This window comes from Roseibium limicola, from assembly GCF_017313085.1.
Classification (GTDB): domain Bacteria; phylum Pseudomonadota; class Alphaproteobacteria; order Rhizobiales; family Stappiaceae; genus Roseibium; species Roseibium limicola.
The window spans coordinates 326,933-348,372 of sequence record NZ_JAFLNF010000002.1 but is presented as its reverse complement, the minus strand read 5'-3'; the positions used below and the strand labels follow the sequence as shown (position 1 = coordinate 348,372).

The 21,440-nt window shown below is 58.2% G+C and carries 11 protein-coding genes; 7 read left to right on the top strand and 4 right to left on the bottom strand.

All coding sequences use genetic code 11. The annotated features are described in order from the left end of the window. The first annotated feature begins 94 nt into the window (after nucleotides 1-94). A complete protein-coding gene (locus tag J0X15_RS05045) occupies nucleotides 95-1,222 on the top strand; it encodes a pyridoxal phosphate-dependent aminotransferase (protein ID WP_231710316.1) in 1,128 nt (375 codons plus the stop codon). 71 nt (nucleotides 1,223-1,293) lie between these two features. Here the strand turns inward: J0X15_RS05045 and J0X15_RS05040 are convergent, their stop codons facing one another. After that, nucleotides 1,294-3,948, bottom strand: coding sequence for an Rne/Rng family ribonuclease (locus J0X15_RS05040; protein WP_206938689.1), 2,655 nt, complete (start codon nucleotides 3,946-3,948; stop codon nucleotides 1,294-1,296). Between the two features lie 859 nt (nucleotides 3,949-4,807). Here J0X15_RS05040 and J0X15_RS05035 point away from each other — a divergent pair. The 3 genes from J0X15_RS05035 (at nucleotide 4,808) to prfB (ending at nucleotide 10,150) form a co-directional block, all read left to right on the top strand. Beyond that, entirely contained in the window at nucleotides 4,808-6,091 is a 1,284-nt protein-coding gene (locus tag J0X15_RS05035; RefSeq protein WP_231710296.1) for an N-acetylmuramoyl-L-alanine amidase, read from the top strand. Nucleotides 6,092-6,423: 332 nt separating this feature from the next. Then, complete coding sequence (locus tag J0X15_RS05030) at nucleotides 6,424-8,877, top strand: penicillin-binding protein 1A (RefSeq protein ID WP_206939264.1); 2,454 nt, start codon at nucleotides 6,424-6,426, stop codon at nucleotides 8,875-8,877. A gap of 141 nt (nucleotides 8,878-9,018) precedes the next feature. Next, nucleotides 9,019-10,150 (top strand): peptide chain release factor 2 gene (prfB, locus tag J0X15_RS05025; protein WP_206938687.1). Its coding sequence is split into 2 segments (ribosomal slippage): nucleotides 9,019-9,087 and nucleotides 9,089-10,150, totalling 1,131 coding nucleotides; the frame shifts between segments, so codons are not numbered across the junction. Between the two features lie 74 nt (nucleotides 10,151-10,224). Here prfB and J0X15_RS05020 read toward each other — a convergent pair. Together J0X15_RS05020 and bcp are read right to left on the bottom strand one after the other, a co-directional pair. Next, entirely contained in the window at nucleotides 10,225-11,601 is a 1,377-nt protein-coding gene (locus J0X15_RS05020) for a M23 family metallopeptidase (RefSeq protein WP_206938685.1), read from the bottom strand. 307 nt (nucleotides 11,602-11,908) lie between these two features. Next, complete coding sequence (gene bcp, locus J0X15_RS05015; protein WP_206938683.1) at nucleotides 11,909-12,376, bottom strand: thioredoxin-dependent thiol peroxidase; 468 nt, start codon at nucleotides 12,374-12,376, stop codon at nucleotides 11,909-11,911. Nucleotides 12,377-12,579: 203 nt separating this feature from the next. Between bcp and J0X15_RS05010 the strand changes: the two genes are divergently transcribed. Next, the gene (locus tag J0X15_RS05010) at nucleotides 12,580-16,038 is read left to right on the top strand and encodes an AsmA-like C-terminal domain-containing protein (RefSeq protein ID WP_206938681.1); all 3,459 of its coding nucleotides are present in this window, start codon (nucleotides 12,580-12,582) and stop codon (nucleotides 16,036-16,038) included. A gap of 258 nt (nucleotides 16,039-16,296) precedes the next feature. On the opposite strand, the gene tyrS is transcribed toward J0X15_RS05010, so the two are convergent. Continuing rightward, nucleotides 16,297-17,550: a tyrosine--tRNA ligase gene (gene tyrS, locus J0X15_RS05005; RefSeq protein WP_206938679.1), complete on the bottom strand. Its 1,254-nt coding sequence runs from the start codon at nucleotides 17,548-17,550 to the stop codon at nucleotides 16,297-16,299. A 181-nt stretch (nucleotides 17,551-17,731) separates the two neighbouring features. On the opposite strand from tyrS, the gene J0X15_RS05000 reads away from it, so the two are divergent. Next, nucleotides 17,732-18,799, top strand: a complete 1,068-nt coding sequence (locus J0X15_RS05000; RefSeq protein ID WP_209015085.1) for a DmpA family aminopeptidase — start codon at nucleotides 17,732-17,734, stop codon at nucleotides 18,797-18,799. A gap of 184 nt (nucleotides 18,800-18,983) precedes the next feature. Then, nucleotides 18,984-21,419 (top strand): patatin-like phospholipase family protein, encoded by a 2,436-nt coding sequence (locus J0X15_RS04995; protein ID WP_206938677.1) that lies wholly within the window; start codon nucleotides 18,984-18,986, stop codon nucleotides 21,417-21,419. Nucleotides 21,420-21,440 lie beyond the last annotated feature (21 nt).

Below are 21,440 nucleotides of genomic sequence, written 5' to 3'. Positions count from 1 at the left end.
TGCTAAGAGGAGACAAAGGCAATTGCATGACGAGGAATTCAGCGTGAACGAAACGACCGGAACGAAGAAAACGGGGCGTGTGTCGGCGCGGAGTATGGTGGATCCGTTTCTTGCCATGGAGGTTCTGGGAGAGGCCGGGAGACTGGAAGCCCAAGGCCGTGAGATCATTCACATGGAGGTCGGCCAACCGGGCGCGCCAGCCCCGCTGCTGGCGCGACAGGCAGCCATTAAGGCGTTGGAGGTCGGGCGTATCGGCTACACAGAGGCGCTTGGTCTGCCGGGCCTGCGCGCTCGCCTGGCGGAGCATTACAAGGAGACCTATAACGTCGAAGTGCCCGCGGATCGGATTGCCGTGACTGCCGGGTCGTCGGCAGGGTTCAACCTGATTTTCCTGGCGGCCTTCAATCCCGGAGACCGGATCGTTCTGACATCACCTGGGTATCCGGCCTACCGGAATATTCTGAAGGCCCTGGGTCTCGTGCCGGTAGAGATCGAAGTGGGGGTGGAAAGCCGCTGGTGCCTGACGCCCGAGCATCTGGAGGAAGCGCGCAAGTCGGGACCGGTGCACGGGGTTCTGGTCGCCAGCCCGGCCAATCCAACTGGAACGATGATGACTCCCGAGGCGCTGCAGGCTTTGGTGAGTTATTGCGATGCTGAAGACATCTGGTTCGTCTCCGACGAGATTTATCACGGTCTGGTCTATCAGGGGACGCAGGAAACCGCGCTGCGGACGTCGAACCGGGCCATCGTCATCAACTCCTTCTCCAAGTACTTCTGCATGACGGGGTGGCGCATTGGCTGGATGGTGTTGCCGGACGAGTTGGTGCGGCCCGTCGAGAAGCTGGCGCAGAGCCTTTATATCTCGGCACCGGAGTTGTCGCAGATTGCCGCTCAGGCGGCCCTCGATGCAACGGATGAGCTTGAGCAGGTGAAAGCCGGCTACGCGCGGAACCGCGAGCTTTTGTTGAGTGGCCTGCCGGTGATTGGCTTTGACCGCCTCCTACCGGTGGATGGGGCTTTTTACATCTATGCCGACACCAGTCGCTTTTCCAACGACTCGCTGGCATTCACCAAGGCCATGCTGGCGGAGGCGGGTGTTGCCGCGACGCCGGGGGCAGACTTCGATCAGACCAACGGAGACCGCCACACCCGATTCTCATTCGCTGGCACGCATGAGAACATGGCGCTTGCATTGGAGAATCTGGGGAACTGGTTGAAATAGTTTTTGTATTTTAGCTGTTCCAATAAAAAAGGCGGCCAATTGGCCGCCTTTTTCGTGTCTCTCAATGCGCCTTAAAAGAAGGAGCGGCGCTGCCACCAGCCACCGCGTTTCGGGCGGTTCGCATCGGTTTCTTCTGCATCGCCCCCCACTTCGCGGGTCACCACAGGCTCAACCGGAGCGGCTGGCTTTTCCGGTGCAGATTCGGGCTCTGGGGTCTCTTCAGCCGGTGCCGGAGTTCCCTCGACTTTCGGCGTATCGACAGGAGCCTCTTCCACCCGAGCTGCGGGAGCTTCCGTAGCAGCAGACGATTCTTCCGCTATCGGAGCAGCTTCTTCAGCAGCGACATCAGCAACCGGTTCGGTAGCAACAGGCGCTGTTGCTTCGGTTTCAGTCGGTGCTGGCGTTTCGTCCACAGCGACAGCCGGGGTTTCTTCTGCAGTGGTCTCGGCCTGGGCCACGACTTGTTCTACAGGCTGCGCCTGATCCCCATCGGAAGCGTTGTCGAAAGACTGATCGCCGTTGTTTTCCGATTCGTTGTCGTCAGGACCACCGCGGCGGCTGCGACGGCCACCCCGACGTCCCCGTCGACGCTTGCGGCGCGGCTCGCCATCGTTGTTGCTGTCAGTGTCGTTGGACTGTTCGTCTTCACCGCTGTCGGTGTCCTCGTCAGAACTGTCGGCGTTCTGGGCGTGCTTGTTCGCCTGCGCATCGTTTTGGGCAGAATCACCTGACTGACCGTTCTGATCATCATCCTGCTGGTTGTCCTGACCACCGCGCCGACGCTTGCGGCGACGACGGCGACGACGATCTCCACGCGAAGAGTTCTCTTCGGTTTCGGCCGTCTGCTCTACTTCTTCGTCTTCGTGCTCTTCGCCGCCTGGAAGGTTGTCTTCCAATTCGACTTCGTCCTCGATCTCGTCAATTTCGACGGTATCGGGCTGAACAATCGGTGCGACTGGCTGAGGATTGCGTTCGCGATCAACCAATTCGGCGCGTTCAAGGACGTAGAGCTGGCCGTTGACCATCTCGTCAGCCTGAACTGAGACCTCGATTGCGAAGCGGGTTTCCAGATCGAACAGGTTCGACCGCTTCTGGTTGAGGATGTAGAGCGCAACTTCCGTTGACGTGCGGATGATCAGGTTGTGCGTGGCGCCCTTCAGGAGATTGTCTTCCAGAGAGCGCAGAACATGCAGGGCAACCGATTCCACCGAACGGATCATGCCGGTGCCATAGCAATGCGGGCAAGGCGTGGTGGAGCTTTCCAGAACGCCGGTCCGGATGCGCTGACGCGACATTTCCATCAGGCCAAAATGCGAGATCCTGCCAACCTGGATACGAGCGCGGTCGCTCTTCAGGCATTCCTTCAGCTTGCGCTCGACATTGCGGTTGTTCTTGTTCTCTTCCATGTCGATGAAATCGATCACGACAAGACCGGCCAGATCGCGCAGACGCAGCTGGCGAGCGACTTCTTCAGACGCCTCCAGGTTGGTCTGCAGCGCGGTGTCTTCGATGTTGTGCTCGCGGGTCGATTTACCCGAGTTCACATCAATGGACACCAGCGCCTCGGTCTGGTTGATGACGATGTAGCCACCGGACTTCAGGGTAACCTGAGGCGAGAACATCGCGTCGAGCTGCGGTTCGACACCGTAGCGGATGAACAGCGGCGATGCTTCGCGGTAGGGCTGGACGTTCTTGGCATGGCTCGGCATGAGCATGCGCATGAAGTCCTTGGCCTCACGGTAACCGTCTTCGCCAGCGACCAGAACCTGGTCGATGTCCTTATTGTAGAGATCGCGGATCGACCGCTTGATCAGGCTGCCTTCCTCATAGACCAGATTGGGGGCAGTGGAGCGGAGCGTGAGCTCCCGCACATTCTCCCAAAGGCGCATGAGGTATTCGAAGTCGCGCTTGATCTCGGCCTTGGTGCGGCTTGCTCCGGCGGTGCGCAGGATCACGCCCATGCCTTCCGGCACATCCAGCTCCGAGGCGATCTTCTTCAGCCGCTTGCGGTCAGTTGGCTGGGTGATCTTGCGGGAGATACCGCCGCCACGTGCGGTATTCGGCATCAGCACCGAGTAACGACCGGCGAGGGAGAGGTAGGTGGTCAGGGCAGCGCCCTTGTTGCCACGTTCTTCCTTTACGACCTGAACCAGCAAGACCTGGCGACGCTTGATGACTTCCTGGATCTTGTACTGGCGGCGCTGCTGGCGACGCACAGGCACTTCTTCCATGGCGTCTTCGGCGCCTACGGATTCGACGTCATCTCCGTCGCCGTTGTCGTCATCGTTGTCGGATGCACTGGCTGTGTCGTTTTCGTCGTGGTCGTCCGTGTTGTCATCTTCGGAGACCTGATCGGAAGAAGCTTCGTTCTTGGCCGAGGACGAGCGACGCCGGCGACGTGGCTTTTCTTCCTTGGGCTCATCAGAGTGATCGTCGTCGTGAGCGCTTTCCTCATCGAGCAGCGCCTGACGATCCGCAACCGGGATCTGATAATAATCCGGGTGGATTTCACTGAAGGCGAGGAAGCCGTGCCGGTTTCCGCCGTATTCCACAAAGGCTGCCTGAAGTGAGGGCTCAACCCTCGTTACTTTGGCGAGATAAATATTTCCGCGTAGCTGCTTTCTGTTCGCTGCTTCAAAGTCGAATTCTTCAACCCGATTGCCCCGGACCACGACTACCCGGGTTTCCTCCGGGTGGGCCGCGTCGATCAGCATTTTGTTTGCCATTGATGAATGTCTCCACGGAAGCGGCTGCGTCCGCGCTGAATGCGCGCGGGAAAATATCTGCAAGCCGAGCTGCCGTTATGTTGTGAATTTCATTGTGGGAGGCGGAAACTGCGGGACGCGCGGTCTTCAAGGCGACGAGAGCGGCCGTATCAAACGGGCCTGCCATTCTGTCTTGTCCTTGTTGCATCGCGCTGGTTCCTGTGGGCCGCAGTGCCCGTGAAGTCTTTGTTCGTTGTCACATCAGGGGAAAACCGGCGGGCTCCAATTTGTTCAATCAAGAGCTATACGCGCCGCATCCCCATCGGGTCGGATCTTGGAAACCCCGCCTGAAACGTCCCCCGGATTGTAATCGGAATACGACAAATAGGCGGAATTCTTATTGGTTTTTCAGCGAGTTCCGTCCGCTTTCTTGAGCCTGAAACTTGAGTCGCCTGGCTGTGGCCTCCAATGCCATGGCGAGTTTCCGGTTCACGATGACATGTGGATAGTCCATGCATGCCACCTGGGACGGTATCGGTTTGAAACCTATATCCGTAAGGTACTTTTACGATCACGATTGCGCGTTTGCAAGCAATGTGAAAGCGATAATGCGATTTGCTGTTTTCAGCTGTTCACAAGGTTACGTTGGGAGAGCCCTTGTGAGCTGTTCCCAAGACATGGAAATTTACACGGCAAACCTCAGGGGAACGATGGTTTGAGCGATCGAACTGCAAAGTGGTGTGGGTTGGAATTTCCGATCGAGGTGACCGGGCGAGGCCTATCGAAACCGCAGGCAAGGGATCTAAGTATCTTGTTCTGTTTGAAAAAAAATCATCTGACTTCAACAGTTGCCTGGTCGCGCTTGGCAGATTTTATGCGCATGAGTATGGCCCTGTGCTGTGTACTTGTGGTGCTTTCCGGGACGATCGTTCATGCCCAAGAAGAGCCGGAAACGGGTTCTGTGATACCGCCGGATTCGGCAGGTGTCGCAGGGGAAGTGGATGGTCTTCTAGTGCCGCCAGCCCCCCGCGTGGTCGGTGCTAGGGTTGCCGGAGACGAGGTGCGGACGCGATTCGTTCTGGATCTGAGCGGTGATATTGGAATCGCCATCTCTGCCCTGGCTGACCCCTATCGATTGATTCTGGATCTGCCCGAAGTCGCCTTTCAATTGCCACAGGGGGCCGGACGCGAGGGACGGGGACTGGTGTCCGCCTGGCGCTATGGTCTTTTTGCGCCGGGCAAATCACGGATGGTTCTGGATCTGTCCGAGCCGGTGCGCGTCGACAAGACATTCGTGCTGCCTGCTGTCGATGACCAGCCGGCGCGTATGGTGATCGATCTGGTGAAAAGCAATCGCAGCGATTTTCTTTCCTTTGCGGAAACGTCCCGGGCGCAGTTGGCTCAGGGCAAGGGGGCGCCGAAAGGCGACAAGCTGACGACTGAGGACAGTGATCTTCCGGTGATTGTGCTTGATCCCGGCCATGGTGGGCTGGATACCGGGGCGCAGGGCGTTGCGGGGACACTTGAGAAGGCCGTCGTTCTGGACTTTGCCTCCATTCTCAAGCGCAAGCTGGAAGAGACCGGCCGCTATTCGGTTCACCTGACCCGCGAGGATGACACCTTTGTGCAATTGGCAAAACGGGTCGACAAGGCGCATGACCTTGGGGCGGATCTGTTCGTTTCGATCCACGCCGATTCGGTGACCCGAGGGCGCACGCTGGCGCGTGGCGCGACGGTTTACACACTTTCCGATCAGGCGTCTGATGATCTGGCGAGCGAGCTGGCTCAATCCGAAAAAATGTCCGACATCATTGCCGGCGTGGAGCTGCATGACGAGCCAGAGGAGGTGACGGACATCCTGATCGATCTGGCACGGCGGGAGACCCGGAACTTCTCCGTCTTCTTCGCCAGAAAGCTGGTTGATGAAATGAAGAGCGCCGTCAAACTGATCAAGAATCCACACAGATCCGCAGGATTTCGGGTTTTGAAAGCCCATGATATCCCCTCCGTTCTGGTTGAACTGGGATATCTTTCCAATGACCAGGATGAAAAACTTCTGGTATCGGAATCCTGGCGCGAGCGCATGGCAGGGGCGATGGTCGCCGCAATCGAGGGGTTCTTCAGGCCGCGGTTTGCCCGGCAGGAAAACGAGGCGGGCCAATAGGCCTCTGAGCGGCGACCTTTAACCTTCTGAAAAATGGCGTTTTGCCTGCCTCAGGCTTGCCATATTGCTGAAGGAGGTTAGCCTCAAGTTGCAAAGTGCCGAGACGATGGTCTAAAGGGCATGTATTCAGGCGCTGTCCGGTCCAATAAGGGGCTTCAAAAGGGCGGTGCCAACGAGGCGGACGAGGGGCCCACAGGTAGGTGCCGCCTGATCCGCCTTTATGTTATGGACGTGGATGTTATGGACGCGGCCGTGTTGTGCGGGCGTTGGAAATGTGCCGTTTGGCCGTATCGGTCATCGGTATGCAGACGGGGAAAGACGAGCCCGCAGTTATGAAGTTCCTGGTAAAATTTTTCGGCTATCTGTTCGGCATTGGCGCAGCCATCGGGCTGGTGTTGGCTGCAGGTGTGTGGATCTATCTGGAGCGGCTCAATGAGGGCCTGCCCGATTACTCCGCCCTGAAGAACTACGAGCCGCCGGTGATGACCCGCGTGCACGCCTCCGACGGTAGCCTGATGGCCGAGTATGCCAACCAGCGGCGGATGTTCCTGCCGATTCAGGCAATACCGGACCGGCTGAAGTTCGCCTTCGTGGCGACGGAAGACAAGAATTTCTACACTCACATCGGTGTCGACCCGGAAGGACTGGTGCGTGCTGCCGTTCGTTTCGTGCAAAACTACGGCAGCGGCCGTCGTCCTGAAGGCGCTTCGACGATCACCCAGCAGGTGGCGAAGAACTTCCTTCTGACCAACGATCTGAAGATCGAGCGTAAGATCAAGGAAGCGATTCTGGCGCTGCGGATCGAGCAGGCCTACTCAAAGGACCAGATTCTCGAGCTTTACCTGAACGAGATCTATTTCGGCTTTGGCGCCTATGGGGTCGCCGCCGCATCGCTGGTCTACTTCGACAAGTCCGTCCACGAACTTAACCTTGAAGAGGTTGCCTATCTGGCAGCCCTCATCAAGGGACCGAGCAACTACCATCCTTTCCGCCGCAAGAAGGAAGCCATCGCCCGTCGCAACTATGTGATCAGTCGGATGGCCGCAGAGGGCTATGTCACGCAGGAAGAAGCGGATGAAGCCCAGGCGAAGGACCTGGTCGTCACACCGCGTGAGCGCGGCGTTCGACTGGAGGCCGCCCAGTATTTCACTGAGGAAGTGCGTCGGGAAGTGGCCAACATCTACGGCGAAAAACGGCTCTATGAAGGTGGTCTGTCGGTGCGTTCCACGCTTGATCCGAAGATGCAGGTCATTGCGCGCAAGGCTCTGAAAGACGGACTTCTGAAATTTGATCACCAACGCGGGAAGTGGCGTGGTCCGGTCGAGTCCATCGACATCGCCACCGATTGGGGCGCTGCGCTTGGCGAGGTCTCCGGCCTCAACGATCTGGACGAATGGCGTCTGGCGGTTGTGCTTTCGACGACCGATGGTGATGCCAGCATCGGCTTGCAGCCGGCCCGTCTGGTCAGCGGCGCGTTGTCGAGTGATCGCGACACAGCGCAAGTTCTGCTGGAAAGCATGAAGTGGGCCCGCGTCAGCGGTCGTGCGCCGTCGAAAGTCGGCGATTTGCTGAAACCTGGCGATGTCATCTATGTGGAGCAATCCAGAGGGGCGCCAAGCATCTATGAATTGCGCCAGATTCCGGAAGTCTCCGGTGCACTTGTCGCGATGGATCCCTATACCGGTCGTGTACTGGCGATGGTCGGCGGTTTTAGCTTCGACCAGAGCGAGTTCAACCGCGCCACACAGGCCTACCGTCAGCCCGGCTCCTCATTCAAGCCGTTCCTTTATGCGGCGGCTCTCGACAATGGCTACACGCCGTCGTCTGTGATCATGGATGCGCCGATCGAGATCAGTCAGGGTCCGGGGCTGGACACCTGGAAGCCGCAAAACTACGGCGGCAAATTCTATGGACCGTCTACGCTGCGGACCGGGATCGAGCTTTCGCGTAACGTCATGACAGTGCGCCTTGCCCAGGACATGGGCATGCCGCTGGTGGCTGAGTATGCAGAACGCTTCGGCATCTACGACAATATGCTGCCGGTTCTCTCCATGTCGCTTGGTGCCGGGGAAACCACGGTGCTGCGGATGACGGCGGCTTATGCGACCATCGCCAACGGCGGCCGTCGCATTCGCCCGACCTTGATCGACAGAATCCAGGATCGCTACGGAAAGACCATCTACAAGCATGACAGCCGCATTTGCGACGGCTGTACCCAGGACGACTGGCACGGACAGGCCGAGCCGGAACTGATCGATGACCGCGAGCAGGTTCTCGACCCGATGACGGCCTATCAGATCACCTCGATGATGGAAGGTGTGGTCAAGCGCGGAACGGCAACGTCTGTTCAGGCTGTCGGGCGCCCCGTGGCTGGCAAGACCGGCACCACGAACGACGAAAAAGATGCCTGGTTCATGGGCTATACGCCTGACCTGGCTGTCGGTGTCTTCGTTGGCTTCGACACACCGCGGGCCATGGGACGCGGAGCGACCGGTGGGCAAGTGGCCGCGCCGATCTTCACCGAATTCGTCAAGCAGGCGCTTGCCGACAAGCCACCGGTGGAGTTCCGGGTGCCCAAGGGATTGCAGTTGATTCCGATCGACCGTCGTACCGGACTGCGCACGGCAGCTGGCACACCCGGGGCCATTCTGGAAGCATTCAAGCCGGGGATGGCACCGCCGGACAGCTACTCTGTGATCGGTTTCCAGGACGAGATGGGCGACTTCCGTGCTGTTTCTCCTGAAGCCGGGCAAGCGGTGATGAGCGGCACGGGCGGTCTTTACTAAAGACTGTTTTCCTGTCGGCTTGCATTGGCGCTCATGCGGTTTACAACGCAAGGGACCGGGGCTAATGTCCCGCACCGATTTCAGCCCGGCCACGTCGAGCGACCTGGCCGGGCTTTTTCACACAAATAAGCGAGGTATCCGATGCGCGCCGAAATGGAAGGCATCGTCGATGAAATCAAGCAGGCCATAAGCCTGTTGAGGAGGCATCTTTGACTGGGATCAGGCCCTCGTCAGACTAGATGAACTCAACGCAGCTTCGGAAGATCCGGAGCTGTGGAATGATCCGACAAAAGCCCAGAAAATGATGCGGGAGCGTCAGCAGCTTGACGATGGCGTCAGTGGTGTGCGCGCGCTTGAGCAGGACCTCTCAGACAACATCGAACTCATTGAGATGGGTGAGATGGAGAGCGATCAATCGGTTATCACCGACGCGGAAGAGGCTCTCAAAGGCCTCAAGATCAAGGTGCACCAGCTGCAGCTGAATTCGCTCCTGTCCGGTGAGGCCGACGCCAATGACACCTACCTGGAAATCAATTCCGGGGCAGGGGGCACCGAGAGCCAGGACTGGGCCTCCATGATGTTGCGCATGTACCGCCGGTGGGCGGAAAAGCGCGGCTTCAAGGTTGATTTGCTGGAATATCATGACGGTGAAGAAGCCGGAATCAAGTCGGCAACTCTGCAGATCAAGGGCGAGAACGCCTATGGCTGGCTGAAGACGGAATCGGGCGTGCATCGCCTCGTTCGCATCTCGCCTTATGACAGCCAGGCGCGGCGGCATACCAGCTTCTCCAGCGCGTGGGTCTATCCGGTGGTTGATGATTCGATCGAGATCGACATCAATGAAAGCGACTGCCGTATCGACACCTACCGCGCCTCTGGTGCAGGTGGACAGCACGTCAACACGACCGATTCTGCCGTGCGTATCACGCACCAGCCGACTGGAATCGTGGTGCAGTGTCAGTCTGAGCGTTCGCAGCACAAAAACCGGGCGACTGCCTGGTCCATGCTGAAGGCCCGTCTCTATGAGGCGGAGCTGAAGAAGCGCGAGGAAGATGCGAATAAGGAGCAGGCGTCCAAGACCGATATCGGTTGGGGGCACCAGATTCGCTCTTATGTGCTGCAGCCGTATCAGCTGGTGAAGGATCTGCGGACAGGTGTTGAAAGCACGTCACCGTCCGATGTCCTTGATGGCGATCTGGACGCCTTCATGGAAGCTGCTCTTGCGCAGCGAGTCTTTGGTGGCGATGACGTCGAAATCTCCGACGCAGAGTAACCAGACAGCATTAGTGCTGTGCAACACAAAACGCCCGGAAATTTCCGGGCGTTTTTGTATTTTCAGCGCAGTGATCAGAGATAACGGGAGAGCGCCTTGCCAGCTCGCACATAAGTGCTTGGGTCGATCGGCTTGCCGTTCAGCCGAACTTCATAGTGAAGGTGCGGACCGGTGGAGCGGCCTGTGCTGCCGACCTGGCCGATGATCTGTCCCGAGGTTGTGCGCTCCCCCTTGTTCACCAGAATGCGGCTGAGATGGGCGTAGCGGGTCACAAGGCCATTGGCATGACGGATGGCGACCATATTGCCATAACCGCCGTTGCGACCGGCCTTGATCACGACACCAGGGCCGGCTGCGTGGACGGAAGTACCACGTGGGGCCATGAAGTCCATGCCAGTGTGCATGGCAATGGTGCCGAGGAAGGGATCCATGCGCGGTCCGAACTGGCTGGAGAGCCTTGCGCCACGGGCCGGGGTTGTCAGAGGCAGGCTGCGCACAGCGCTTTTGACCATGTCGAGTTCATTCAAAGCACTTTCCGCCTGGGCGGCGCGAAAGGCAAAGCCGGTTCCCAAAATGGGCTCATAGGGACCGCCAACAGCGAGAGTCTCGCTGTCATCACGCGAGGCGAGTTGACGCGCGGACGCCATGGTCATGCCCAGCGGCCGGGTTGTATCAAGCAAATCATCAAGCTGACTTTTTGCAGCCATTGCAATGGCTTCCAGTGCAGCTGAGCTTTCGATGTCCATGGCGCTGAGATCAGAGCGCAAGCGGTTCAAAGCGGCCTTTTCTTCGCGTGTCTTCTCTGGCTTGGCCAGCGAGGGGCTTGCAACGGGGTCGGCTCGTGTCTCTGAAAGAGGCAAGGCATTGGACGATCCGCGCAGGCCGAGCGCAGCAAAGGGATCATCAATCGGTTCTGATTCACCACCGATTGCCAGCAAGTGGTCCGGCTTGCCGGTTGCTGCTGCCTGATCGATATCAGGCTTGCGGGACGGCATTGGTGTGGTGATCGCAAGCGGCAGACCAGAGCGCTCGGCGCGTTCTACCAATTCTGAAACCAGTGAGTGACGCGCTTGCAGGCTCTGCTGGCGACGTAGCAGCATGGACATCTGTTCATCGAGGTTGGCCTGGGTCAGTGCTTGACGACTGGTCAGCCGGTCAACTTCCGATCGCAGTTGATATATGCGTTCCTCATAGGATTGTTCGAGCTGATCGCGTTGCTGGTTGGCGCTGGACACGAGGTCTTCACGCATCGACGTGACACCGACGACGCCAGCATAGAGCAGGGCAGTGCAAGCCAGGGTTCCCGCGAAGATGATGCCCCACTTGGTGCGGTTGAACACGGAGCCCTTGAGGCTTTCCATGTGCTCCGTACGGAAGGTTTCTGCCGGCGTCCTGGCAGTTGAGGTGGAGTTGCGTTGGGCGCGATACATCGTCAATTGGTCACTCAGCATAAGGACACGAGTTCATGAGCCGAGTAGAGGCGATTAAGGTTAATAAAATCCGTACCGGAACGCCTGCAATGCGGCCATGTGGGGAATAAAGTTTGTTGTCAGAAAGATTTACAGGGTTAGTGGTTCATTGTTGAGAAACCGCAGTGCTTTGATGGTCTGCGCGCCATGGTTAAGCTTGTTGAGTGATTTCGCCGATTCTGTCAGGTAACGTGCGCGCTGGTGGAAATCCACTGCCGAAGCCGTCATTCTGGCAGGCAATGGGTCGTGCCGGAGAGCTCGGCAGCTCCCCGGTTCGTTGGTGTCGCACCTAGAGTTGGCTTGCAGCTTCCAGCACCTCTTCCGCGTGGCCGGCAACTTTTACCTTCGGCCAGACCTTGGCGATCTTTCCCGTTGCGTCCACGAGGAAGGTGGAGCGTTCGACGCCCATGTATTTCCGGCCGTACATGGATTTTTCCACCCAGACACCGAAGGCTTCGGCCACTTCATGCTCGGGGTCGGCGCCAAGGGTCAAGTTCAACTCATACTTGGCGATAAATTTGTCGTGCTTGGCTGGACTGTCGGGCGAGATTCCGATGACCCTAACACCGAGCTTGGCAAATTCCTCGGCCTTTTCGGTGAAAGCGATTGCTTCCTTCGTACAGCCGGGGGTGTTGTCCTTCGGGTAGAAATAAATCACCGCAGGCGAACCATGCAGATCTTCTGCCACGATCTGGCCACCGCCGTCTGTTTCGATGGAAAATGGGGGCAGTGTGCTGCCTTCTTCGAGAACGCTCATCTTGCCTTCCTTCTGTCACAGTAGGCGCATTAAAGACTGGGAGTAACTGCTGATATTTTCGGGTTTTTCAATCCCTTGGGGTATTGTGCAGCTAACATTTTCGGGGCTGGTCGAATCAACCGGCTCTGAAGGGCACTATAATCAAATCGGGCACACGGGCTTGCCCGCAATGTGATGACGGTCTCAGGCGGACTTCGAACGGAATGGATCAGCAACCGCAGGACGAGCGCGGCGAATTGGAAGAAAAGGGCGAGGGCGACGACGCCGCGTCAGGTACGAGTGCGGGCGTAGATGGTCAAAACAATCCGTCTGTGACTGCTGATGCCCGCCAAGATGCCTCGGAACAGGAAAAGCAGGGGGTGAATTCAGGTCACCGCCGTCGTCCATTCCGCACGTTCGGGATTTGCCTGCTCGTTTTCTTTCTGACCGTCGCTGCGGTGTTTGCAGTGCTTTATGCCTCCGGCCCGGTGCATGTGCCTTATCTCGCCAAGTGGGTGGCCGAGCGCGCCAGTATCGGTCCGGCCAAACTCAGCATCGTCAATGCCTCCTTTGATCTTTCAGCCAAGGCTGGGGTTCGTGTCGTCCTGAACGATGCGCGGCTGCAGTTGGATGGTGATGTGCCTGTCGAGGTTATCCTTCCACGGGTACAGGCGCCTATCGATGGCAAGGCGCTTCTGGGCGGCAAGTTGCATTTCGCTTCGCTTGAGCTGGAACGCCCGACCGTGGTCCTGGGTGTATCCGACAGCGGCGAGAAGGAGTTGCCGCCTATGGCCGGGCTGATGGAAGCCATCAGCCGGATCACAGATGTGATCGACCTGCAGTTTTCCAAACGCAATCTGGCGATGGTGAGCATTTCCAATGCCGCCTTCAAGACGACCGGTGCCTTGGCACGCAGCTTCACCGGCATTGACGCGACGATGACCCGCGACTTTAGCGGTCGGCTGACCGGTCAGGCCCGGATTACCGGGCGGTTCGGACCGTGGGAAATGCGGTTTGACCGGGTGCCGGGTGTTTCGAAAACGGCGGATTCGCCTGGCCTCGGCAGCCAGTTCGGAGTCAAATTCCGCGACATCACAATTGGCGACCTGTTGAACCCGGATAAGGAAATTCAACACGGCAAGGGGCTTGGCCTGCCCATGTCAGCGGAGTTCCTGGCGCAATTTGACCCGAAGGGGGCGTTCCAGGCTGCCGGAGCGGTGGGGCGTGTCAACAAGGGGTGGTTTCGGCTTGGGCGAACCTCCGTTCGCTTTGACGATGCTGCTGTCGAGCTTGCCTGGAGTCGCAATCAGACAGGGGCTGTGCTCAAACGTTCTCATATCATTCAGGGCAACACCCGCATTTTCCTGACGGGCCGGGTGGAGCCGCCTGCCGATGGCGACAGCATCTGGAGTATCGATCTGTTTTCGGACTATCCGCAGTTCGGATCGGCTGACATCCCAATCGAGCCGGTGATGCTGGATCAGCTGAAGATCAATGCAAGGCTTGATACGGAAAGCCGGACCCTGTTTGTCGATCAGGCTTCGATGATCGCCGGGGAAGCACGTGCGATGGCGTCCGCGACATTGGATCTGCTTGCAGACGGACCCTATCTGGCCGTGTCTCTGGAGGCTGAGAACATGCCGGTTGGCATGGCAAAGCAGGTCTGGCCGATCACCCTGGTGCCGCCCGCGCGCAAATGGACGGTTGAACGCCTGAAAGACGGACTGATCGATCATCTGAACGTTCAGGCGGCCATTCGACCTCCGGCCTTCAATGTCTCTGATCCGGATCCGGGTTGGGCGGGAGATGATCTGCAGGTTGAGATGGCTTTCAGCGATGCACGGCTGGCGCCGGTCGGAGATGTGCCCGATATTCTGGGTGTCGATGGAACCCTTCAGGTTCACAACGAGATACTGACGGTGCAGGCGTCTGATGGCTATATCGCAGGCACGGGAGAGACCGAGGCCACTCGCGTCGATGTGCCCGAGGGAACCTTCAAGATCCTCAATCTGCCTCTGCGCAGCGGCAAGGTCGGGCTCATCGATATCAAACTGACCGGGGGCGTTGGGCCTGTCAGCGAAATCTTCAATTCCAAGCCGTTCGAGATCTTGAACAAGGCCAGATTGTTGTCTGAAGGGGTCACGGGCGAGGGTGAAGTTCGCTTTCAGGCCGAGTTTCCACTGGAGAACAAGGTCGACATGAAAGACGTTGCCTGGACGGCTTCTGCCAGCGCAACGAACTTCACTTCGCCTCATCCGATCCAGGGGCATGAGATCAAGAACGCCGATATCGAACTGGACGCCGACCCTTCGCATGTCGCGATTATGGGCAAGGGACTTCTGGATGGTCTGCGCGCTGATATCGATTTGGTCATTCCGCTGGAAGGGTCTGAAGTCAAGGCACGTCAGGGGGTGGCCTTAAGCGTCAACGCCAAGGAGTTGAAGAGTCGCGGGATCGATCTGACCAGCTTTATCGAAGGCCCGATGGAGTTGAACCTCGAGGACCTGGGAGAACGCGGCAAACGGTTCAAGATCGATCTTCTGACGGCGCGCTTGAAACTCTCGCCGCTCGGCTGGGGCAAGGCGGCGGGCGTACCCGCGTCGGCCTCGTTTGTGCTTAAGGAAAGCGCTGAGGCGATTCGCATCGAGAATTTCAAACTCCAGTCCGAGGGTGTCGATGTCGCTGGCAGTATCGAGTTGGGCCCGACAGGCGATTTGCAGGAAGCCAAGTTCACACGGTTTCGCTTGCGTGAGGGGGATTCTTCGTCGCTGACGGTGAAACTGCGCGGGCGCGATAACTACGAGGTGTGGCTGTCTGGTGCCGCCTTTGACGCCCGTGGGTTCCTGCAGCAGATGATGAAGGGAAAGGACGGGGTAAGCTCAACTGATCAGCCTGACACGCTGATGTTGCATGTCTCCCTCGATAAGGTCGTCGGGTTCAACGGTCAGATTGAACGCTTCGCCGCTGAAATCGACAATCGCTCTTCCGGTATCCAGACCCTGGACATGACGGGTTTCGCTAATGGACGGGCGCCGTTCACCTTGATGATCAAGCCGGCGGCCAATGGCATCGGCCGGGAAGCGGATGGGGATTTCTCCGACGTTGGGGCGGTGTTGCGGTTCCTTGATATCTACAAGCGGATGCGCGGCGGGCAGGGCCGGCTTCAGGTCGCGATGACGGATGAAACCAACTGGACGGGCAGCTTTCGGGTAAAGGATCTGTCGATCACTGAAGATCCGGCTTTGAAAAAGCTCAGTGAGCGCAGATCCTGGCAAACGGGCCCTGCCGTCCGCTCCGGCCAGCTGGTGCCACCTGTCGGGGGCAATGGGTCGGAAGCCTCGTTCAATGTGCTGGAGCTGGATTTCGTCCGCACCGGTGAGACCTTGCGGATTACCCGTGGCGCGCTCCAAGGTGCGGTTTTCGGCGGAACGGTCGCAGGCGATATTGATCTGTCGCAGAACACGCTCAACCTGACGGGGACCTTCGTCCCGATCTATGCGCTTAACAACATCTTCTCCAAAATCCCCATCCTGGGCTTTGCCCTTGGCGGCTCCAGCAAGGAAGGGTTGATTGGTGTGACTTACCGGATGACTGGCGCCTTGTCCGACCCGCTCTTGAGCGTCAATCCGCTCTCGGCGATTGCTCCGGGGATTTTCCGCAAAATCTTCGAATTTCAGCAGTAGTCGTCAGGCGTAAGTCTTCGCACAGCCGGTTAGGCCCTTCATCGCTATCCCGGCGCGGGGAGCGGCCCGTGTTCTGAGCACCTCCCAACCTCAGCGCATAGCTTCGTTATCCTGGACAAGCATAGTGAAGATCCGAGTACGGTGAGCGTGGAAATCGCGTGGCTTTCATCTGCTTCGCTGTTCGGTCTGATGATCTGGCAAGAAAAAAGGCCGGGAAATGTCCGGCCTTTCGCGTCGAGGATAGATGAAAGCGTCGGATCAGACCGGCTTCACCAGAACATGCTTTTTCTTGCCCAATGATAGCTTGATGATGCCATCTTCGGTCACGTCGGAAAGTGTGAGGACGCGATTGTGATCCTGCTCGCCCTTGTCGTTCACCTTGATGGCGCCGCCCTTCATGTTGCGACGGACATCGCCGTTGGACGCGCAAAGCCCGGCAGTGACGAATGCGTTGAGGATGCCAAGTCCCACATCCAGATCCGCCTGAGCGACCTCGATCGTCGGCAAGCCTTCGGCAGATTCGCCTTCCTCAAAAGCCTTGCGCGCAGTCTCGGCGGCAGCTTCGGCTTTTTCCCGGCCATGGATCATGGCTGTGGCTTCCGTGGCCAGAACTTTCTTGGCTTCGTTGATGCCGGCGCCTTCCAGCGATGCCAGACGCTTGATCTCGTCCAGCGGCATCACGGTGAAGAGCTTGAGGAATTTCTCGACATCGGCGTCTTCCGTGTTGCGCCAGTACTGCCAGTAATCATAGGCGGACAGCTGTTCCTCGTTGAGCCAGACGGCACCTGCTGCAGTTTTGCCCATCTTGGCACCGGAAGCGGTGGTCAGGAGCGGGGCGGTCAGCGCAAAGGCGTCAACGCTTTCCTTGCGGCGGATGAGGTCGACGCCGGAGAGGATGTTGGACCACTGGTCGGAGCCGCCCATCTGCAGGCGACAGCCGGTCTGCTGATAGATTTCCAGGAAGTCATAGCCCTGAAGCAGCATGTAGTTGAACTCCAGGAAGGAGAGATGCTGTTCTCGCTCCAGGCGCAGCTTGACCGAATCGCGCTGAACCATCTGGTTGACGGAAAAATGCCGCCCGATGTCGCGCAGGAAGTCCATGTAGTTCAGCTTCAAGAGCCAATCGGCGTTGTCCAGCATGACAGCGTCTGTCGGGCCGTCGCCAAAGGTCAGCAGCTTTTCGAAGATCTTGCGGATGCCAGCCTTGTTCTCCTCGATAACCTCATCGGAGAGCACCTTGCGGCTTTCATCCTTGCCGGTCGGGTCGCCGACGCGGGTGGTGCCAGAGCCCATCAAGGCGATCGGACGGTGGCCGCTCTGCTGGAACCAGTAAAGCATCATGATGGTGACGAGCGAGCCGGCGTGGAGACTTGGCGCGGTGCAGTCGAAGCCGATGTAGGCTGTGACCGTTTCCTTGTTCAAAAGCTCATCGAGGCCCTTGGCATCGGAGAGCTGGTGCAGGAACCCACGCTCTTGCAGAACCTTCAAAAACTCGGACTTGTACTCGCTCATGGTTTTCCCGTTTCTCGTCCCGGTGACGCAGCCGGAAGCCGCGTCGCAATCTGTTGGCTTCGCTATATCGGATGTTTTGCAAAATTTCACGGGGGGAAGCCAAAAAAGCCGCTTAGATCGCAGCCTTTGCGGGGTTAGCGTCATCAGACGTGTTTTTTGTCCGGCAAGGAAGTGTTCCAGCATGACGGCCATCCATCAGCCAACAGCCCGCGACTTTGGTCTCTTGTGTGGAGATATGACGCCGGGCACTCGCAATACCCTGGCAGATGTAGCGGGTGTCACCATCGGGCATTTCACACTCAAGGACAAAACCCTCAACACCGGGTTTACCGCCATTCGCCCGCACGGTGGAAATCTCTTTCACGACAAGCTGCCGGCTGCGGTTGAGGTGATCAACGGCTTTGGCAAAAGCGCAGGTCTGGTGCAGGTCGAGGAACTCGGCACACTGGAAACGCCGATCCTTCTGACCAACACCTTTGGGGTCGGGACCGGCGTGAATGCGTTGATCCGTCGGGCGATTGCCGAGTCCCCCGAGATTGGCCGATCCACCGGCACTGTCAATCCGGTGGTGATGGAATGCAATGACGGTTACCTCAGCGACATTCAGGCGATGGCGCTGACGGAGCAGGATGCCATAAGCGCGCTTGAGCTGGCTGTGGAGAGCTTTGAGCAGGGCGGGGTTGGTGCCGGGGCCGGAATGAGTGCTTTCGGCTTCAAGGGCGGCATAGGAACCGCTTCACGGGTGTTCGAGCTGGCTGGAGGCCAGTTCACGCTGGGAGCGCTGGTCCTGGCAAACTTTGGCCGCCCGGGCGATCTCATGTTGCCTGATGGCCGCAAGCCTCACCCAAAGGATCTGAAAGCGCCGAACGATGGGCTGCCGGTGGAACGGGGATCGGTGATCATCGTTCTGGCGACAGATGTGCCACTTGATAGTCGCCAACTGAAACGCGTGGCCAAACGAGCCGGTGCGGGCATCGCACGGCTTGGGGCCTATTATGGCAATGGCAGCGGCGATATCGCGCTGGCCTTCTCAACGGCACAGACAATACCGCATGCTGCCGAGAGCGATTTTGTCGCGCGCGAGATGATCACTGAAGGCAAAATCGATCTTCTGTTCAAGGCGGCGGCAGAATCGACCCAGGAGGCCGTCTTGAATGGGATGATTTCTGCTGACCCGATGCGCGGCTTCAAGGGACATAAGCGGCAGAGCTTGCGGGAGTGGCTAAGGCTGGCCTCTCACACGGTCTAATTCATGCAAGTTCCCATACGTAACTTTGTTGGTTGCGTTTTTTCACTTCTCACTTTCTAATATATGTAACGGCCCCATCGTTGCCGGCGTTCAAAAGCCGGAAATCATCATCGTCATACCTGGGTCTGGAGATGTGCGACGCAGTCGTTCTTCCGGAATAGGAGTCATGCGAGGGGCAGAAGCAATGGCAGATGAAGACTATGGACGTCGCGGCGATGACCCAGATAAAGCGTCGGGTAATGCGCCTGCAGTGATCGGATTTGACGCTGTTTTCCGAGAGGAATTGGCATCGATCAATCGGCGGCGTCTCAAGACGGCGCGTGCACAGACGGCTGAGATCAGTCCGGAAGAAACTCCTGATCCGGATGCTTCTGATACCCATACCGGATCTGATGCGCCTGACGTGAAGCCTGTTGAGCCTCAGGCGACTGTTGCAATCACTGTCGAGACGACACCCGATACGGCGCATGACCTTGTCGGACTGTCGCTTTCGGGCGGCGGGATCCGCTCGGCTGCTTTCTGCTTCGGCGTGTTGCAGGCACTGGATGCCAAGAGCAAGATTCTCAAGCGTCTGGATTACCTTTCCACCGTTTCAGGCGGCGGATATATCGGCTGTTCCCTGGCCATCGGCCTGAAGGCCCTGGGGGGAAGGTTTCCGTTTCCAAGCGAATTGGGCAAGGCGGAAAATCAGTTTGTCGCTCATATTCGTAATTTCTCCAATTATCTGTTCGCCGACCGGTTTCTCAGTGTCTTGGGTGGTGTCGGTGCCATCGTTCTGGGAATTTTCTGCAATGTTCTGGCGGTGCTGCCCATCCTGATCCTGCTCGCGGCGGCGACCGCTGCCGCCTTTCCGACCATCGGTGATCTTGTGGGGGCGTATCAGAAGATAGGTCACTGGGAGTTTGAAGGATGGGTTATCGGAAGTCTGCCGATCAGTCGCGTGGGGCTACTGGTGTTTTCCGTCCTTTGCTGTCTGGCGATCCTGTTCACCTGGTTGGAACCGGTACGATCGCTTCAGCGGCGGACTGCTTGGCGGCGGGGGACTGGCAGCATCTGCCTTCTTGTTCTGCTGTTGTTGGCGTTTGAACTCAATCTGCTGTTGCTCGGCAGCGTGGTGAAAGGTGTACAAGGTGTTGGGGGTGCTACGGCAAGTGTCGGGGAGAACATGCTGGAACGATACGGTTCTTTCCTTGCCGTTTTTTCCGTCGTCGCGACCCTGGGACGCAATCTCATCGAGCGGCTGCGAGAGATTGGCAAGAAATACGAGACCATCACGGCGAAGCTGGCAAAATACTCCGGCAACCTCGTCTATCTGGCGCTTGCTCTTGCGGTGCCTGTGCTGCTGTGGATTGTCTACGCTTGGCTCTATCTGGCACTGCTGCAAGCTGGCGGCAGCGAGATCTACCGCGCCATCGGCTTTGCGGTGGTGGGGGCTCTCGTGCTGTTCGTGCTGATGAGCTTTGTTTCAGCCAACACGTTCTCCCTGCATTCGCTTTACCGCGACCGGCTGGCCAAGGGCTTTATCCATACGTTTGATGAGAACCCGGACAGCGCCATGGCGGGCATGACACGCTTTTCCGATCTGGACAGCAATGATTCCCCTTATCTGCTGGTCAACTCTGCTTTGAACATTCAGGGCTCAAAGACAGTCAACAAGCGGGGGCGGAATGCGGATTTCTTCGTCTTCGGTCCGCTGTTCAGTGGCAGTCGGGCAACCGGATACTGCAAGACGGTCCAACTGGAGGCGAAGGACGAGGGGCTTGATGTGGCCACCGGCATGGCAATTTCCGGGGCTGCTGCCAGCGCCAACATGGGCAACAAGACCATATCGTTTCTGGTCTTCAGCCTGTCACTGCTCAACATCCGCCTTGGCTATTGGCTGGCCAATCCTGGGGCCGTGACCTGTGGCGCGGACTGGCAGAAACGTTCACGGCTGAGAAGCTGGATTGGTGAAAATCTGCCACTGGGGCCTTACTGGTTTTTCCGCGAGGCGCGGGGCAATCTGACAGAGAGCTGTGCCAAGGTCTATCTGAGCGATGGTGGCCATATCGAGAACCTCGGTATCTACGAGTTGCTGCAACGCAAGTGCCGCGTGATTATTGCGGTGGACGCGGAAGCTGATCCGCAGATGGATTTCCCCTCGTTCGTCCAGTTGCAGCAATATGCCCGGATCGATCAAGGGCTCCGTATCGAATTGAAATGGAGCCATATTCGGCAGGGAACACTGTCATTTGGCGAAGAGGATGCTCCGGAAGACGCAGCCCATGCGGCGCTTGGCATCATCCATTACGACAACAAGCCCTTGAGTGATCCGACGGCCCAGAAAGGGGTTCTTCTGTATCTCAAGTCGTCGCTGAGCGGGGATGAAAACGATCTGGTGCGCGACTACAAGCGCCGCTATCCGTCGTTCCCGCATGAGACCACTCTGGATCAGCTTTTCAGCGAGGAGCAGTTCGAGGTCTATCGTACTCTAGGTTTCCATGTTGGCTCTGGCGCCTGCGGTGGTCCGGCCAAGATTCAGGGGCCTGGGGGCGATCCTTGGGATGAGGAGAACGCTTTTGTGAGCAAGACGCTGGAGCGCTGCCTCGGGCTGAGCCTGGATGCCGACAAGCTGATGTGAGTGCCTAGGTTATTTGGGCAT

Excerpts from the sequence above, each read along its gene's own strand:
- J0X15_RS05045 (WP_231710316.1), top strand. The coding sequence starts at position 95 with ATGGTGGATCCGTTTCTTGCCATGGAGGTTCTGGGAGAGGCCGGGAGA.
- J0X15_RS05030 (WP_206939264.1), top strand. The coding sequence starts at position 6,424 with ATGAAGTTCCTGGTAAAATTTTTCGGCTATCTGTTCGGCATTGGCGCA.
- J0X15_RS05000 (WP_209015085.1), top strand. The coding sequence starts at position 17,732 with ATGACGGCCATCCATCAGCCAACAGCCCGCGACTTTGGTCTCTTGTGT.
- J0X15_RS04995 (WP_206938677.1), top strand. The coding sequence starts at position 18,984 with ATGGCAGATGAAGACTATGGACGTCGCGGCGATGACCCAGATAAAGCG.
- tyrS (WP_206938679.1), bottom strand. The coding sequence starts at position 17,550 with ATGAGCGAGTACAAGTCCGAGTTTTTGAAGGTTCTGCAAGAGCGTGGG.
- J0X15_RS05010 (WP_206938681.1), top strand. The coding sequence starts at position 12,580 with ATGGATCAGCAACCGCAGGACGAGCGCGGCGAATTGGAAGAAAAGGGC.
- J0X15_RS05020 (WP_206938685.1), bottom strand. The coding sequence starts at position 11,601 with ATGCTGAGTGACCAATTGACGATGTATCGCGCCCAACGCAACTCCACC.
- bcp (WP_206938683.1), bottom strand. The coding sequence starts at position 12,376 with ATGAGCGTTCTCGAAGAAGGCAGCACACTGCCCCCATTTTCCATCGAA.
- J0X15_RS05040 (WP_206938689.1), bottom strand. The coding sequence starts at position 3,948 with ATGGCAAACAAAATGCTGATCGACGCGGCCCACCCGGAGGAAACCCGG.
- J0X15_RS05035 (WP_231710296.1), top strand. The coding sequence starts at position 4,808 with ATGAGTATGGCCCTGTGCTGTGTACTTGTGGTGCTTTCCGGGACGATC.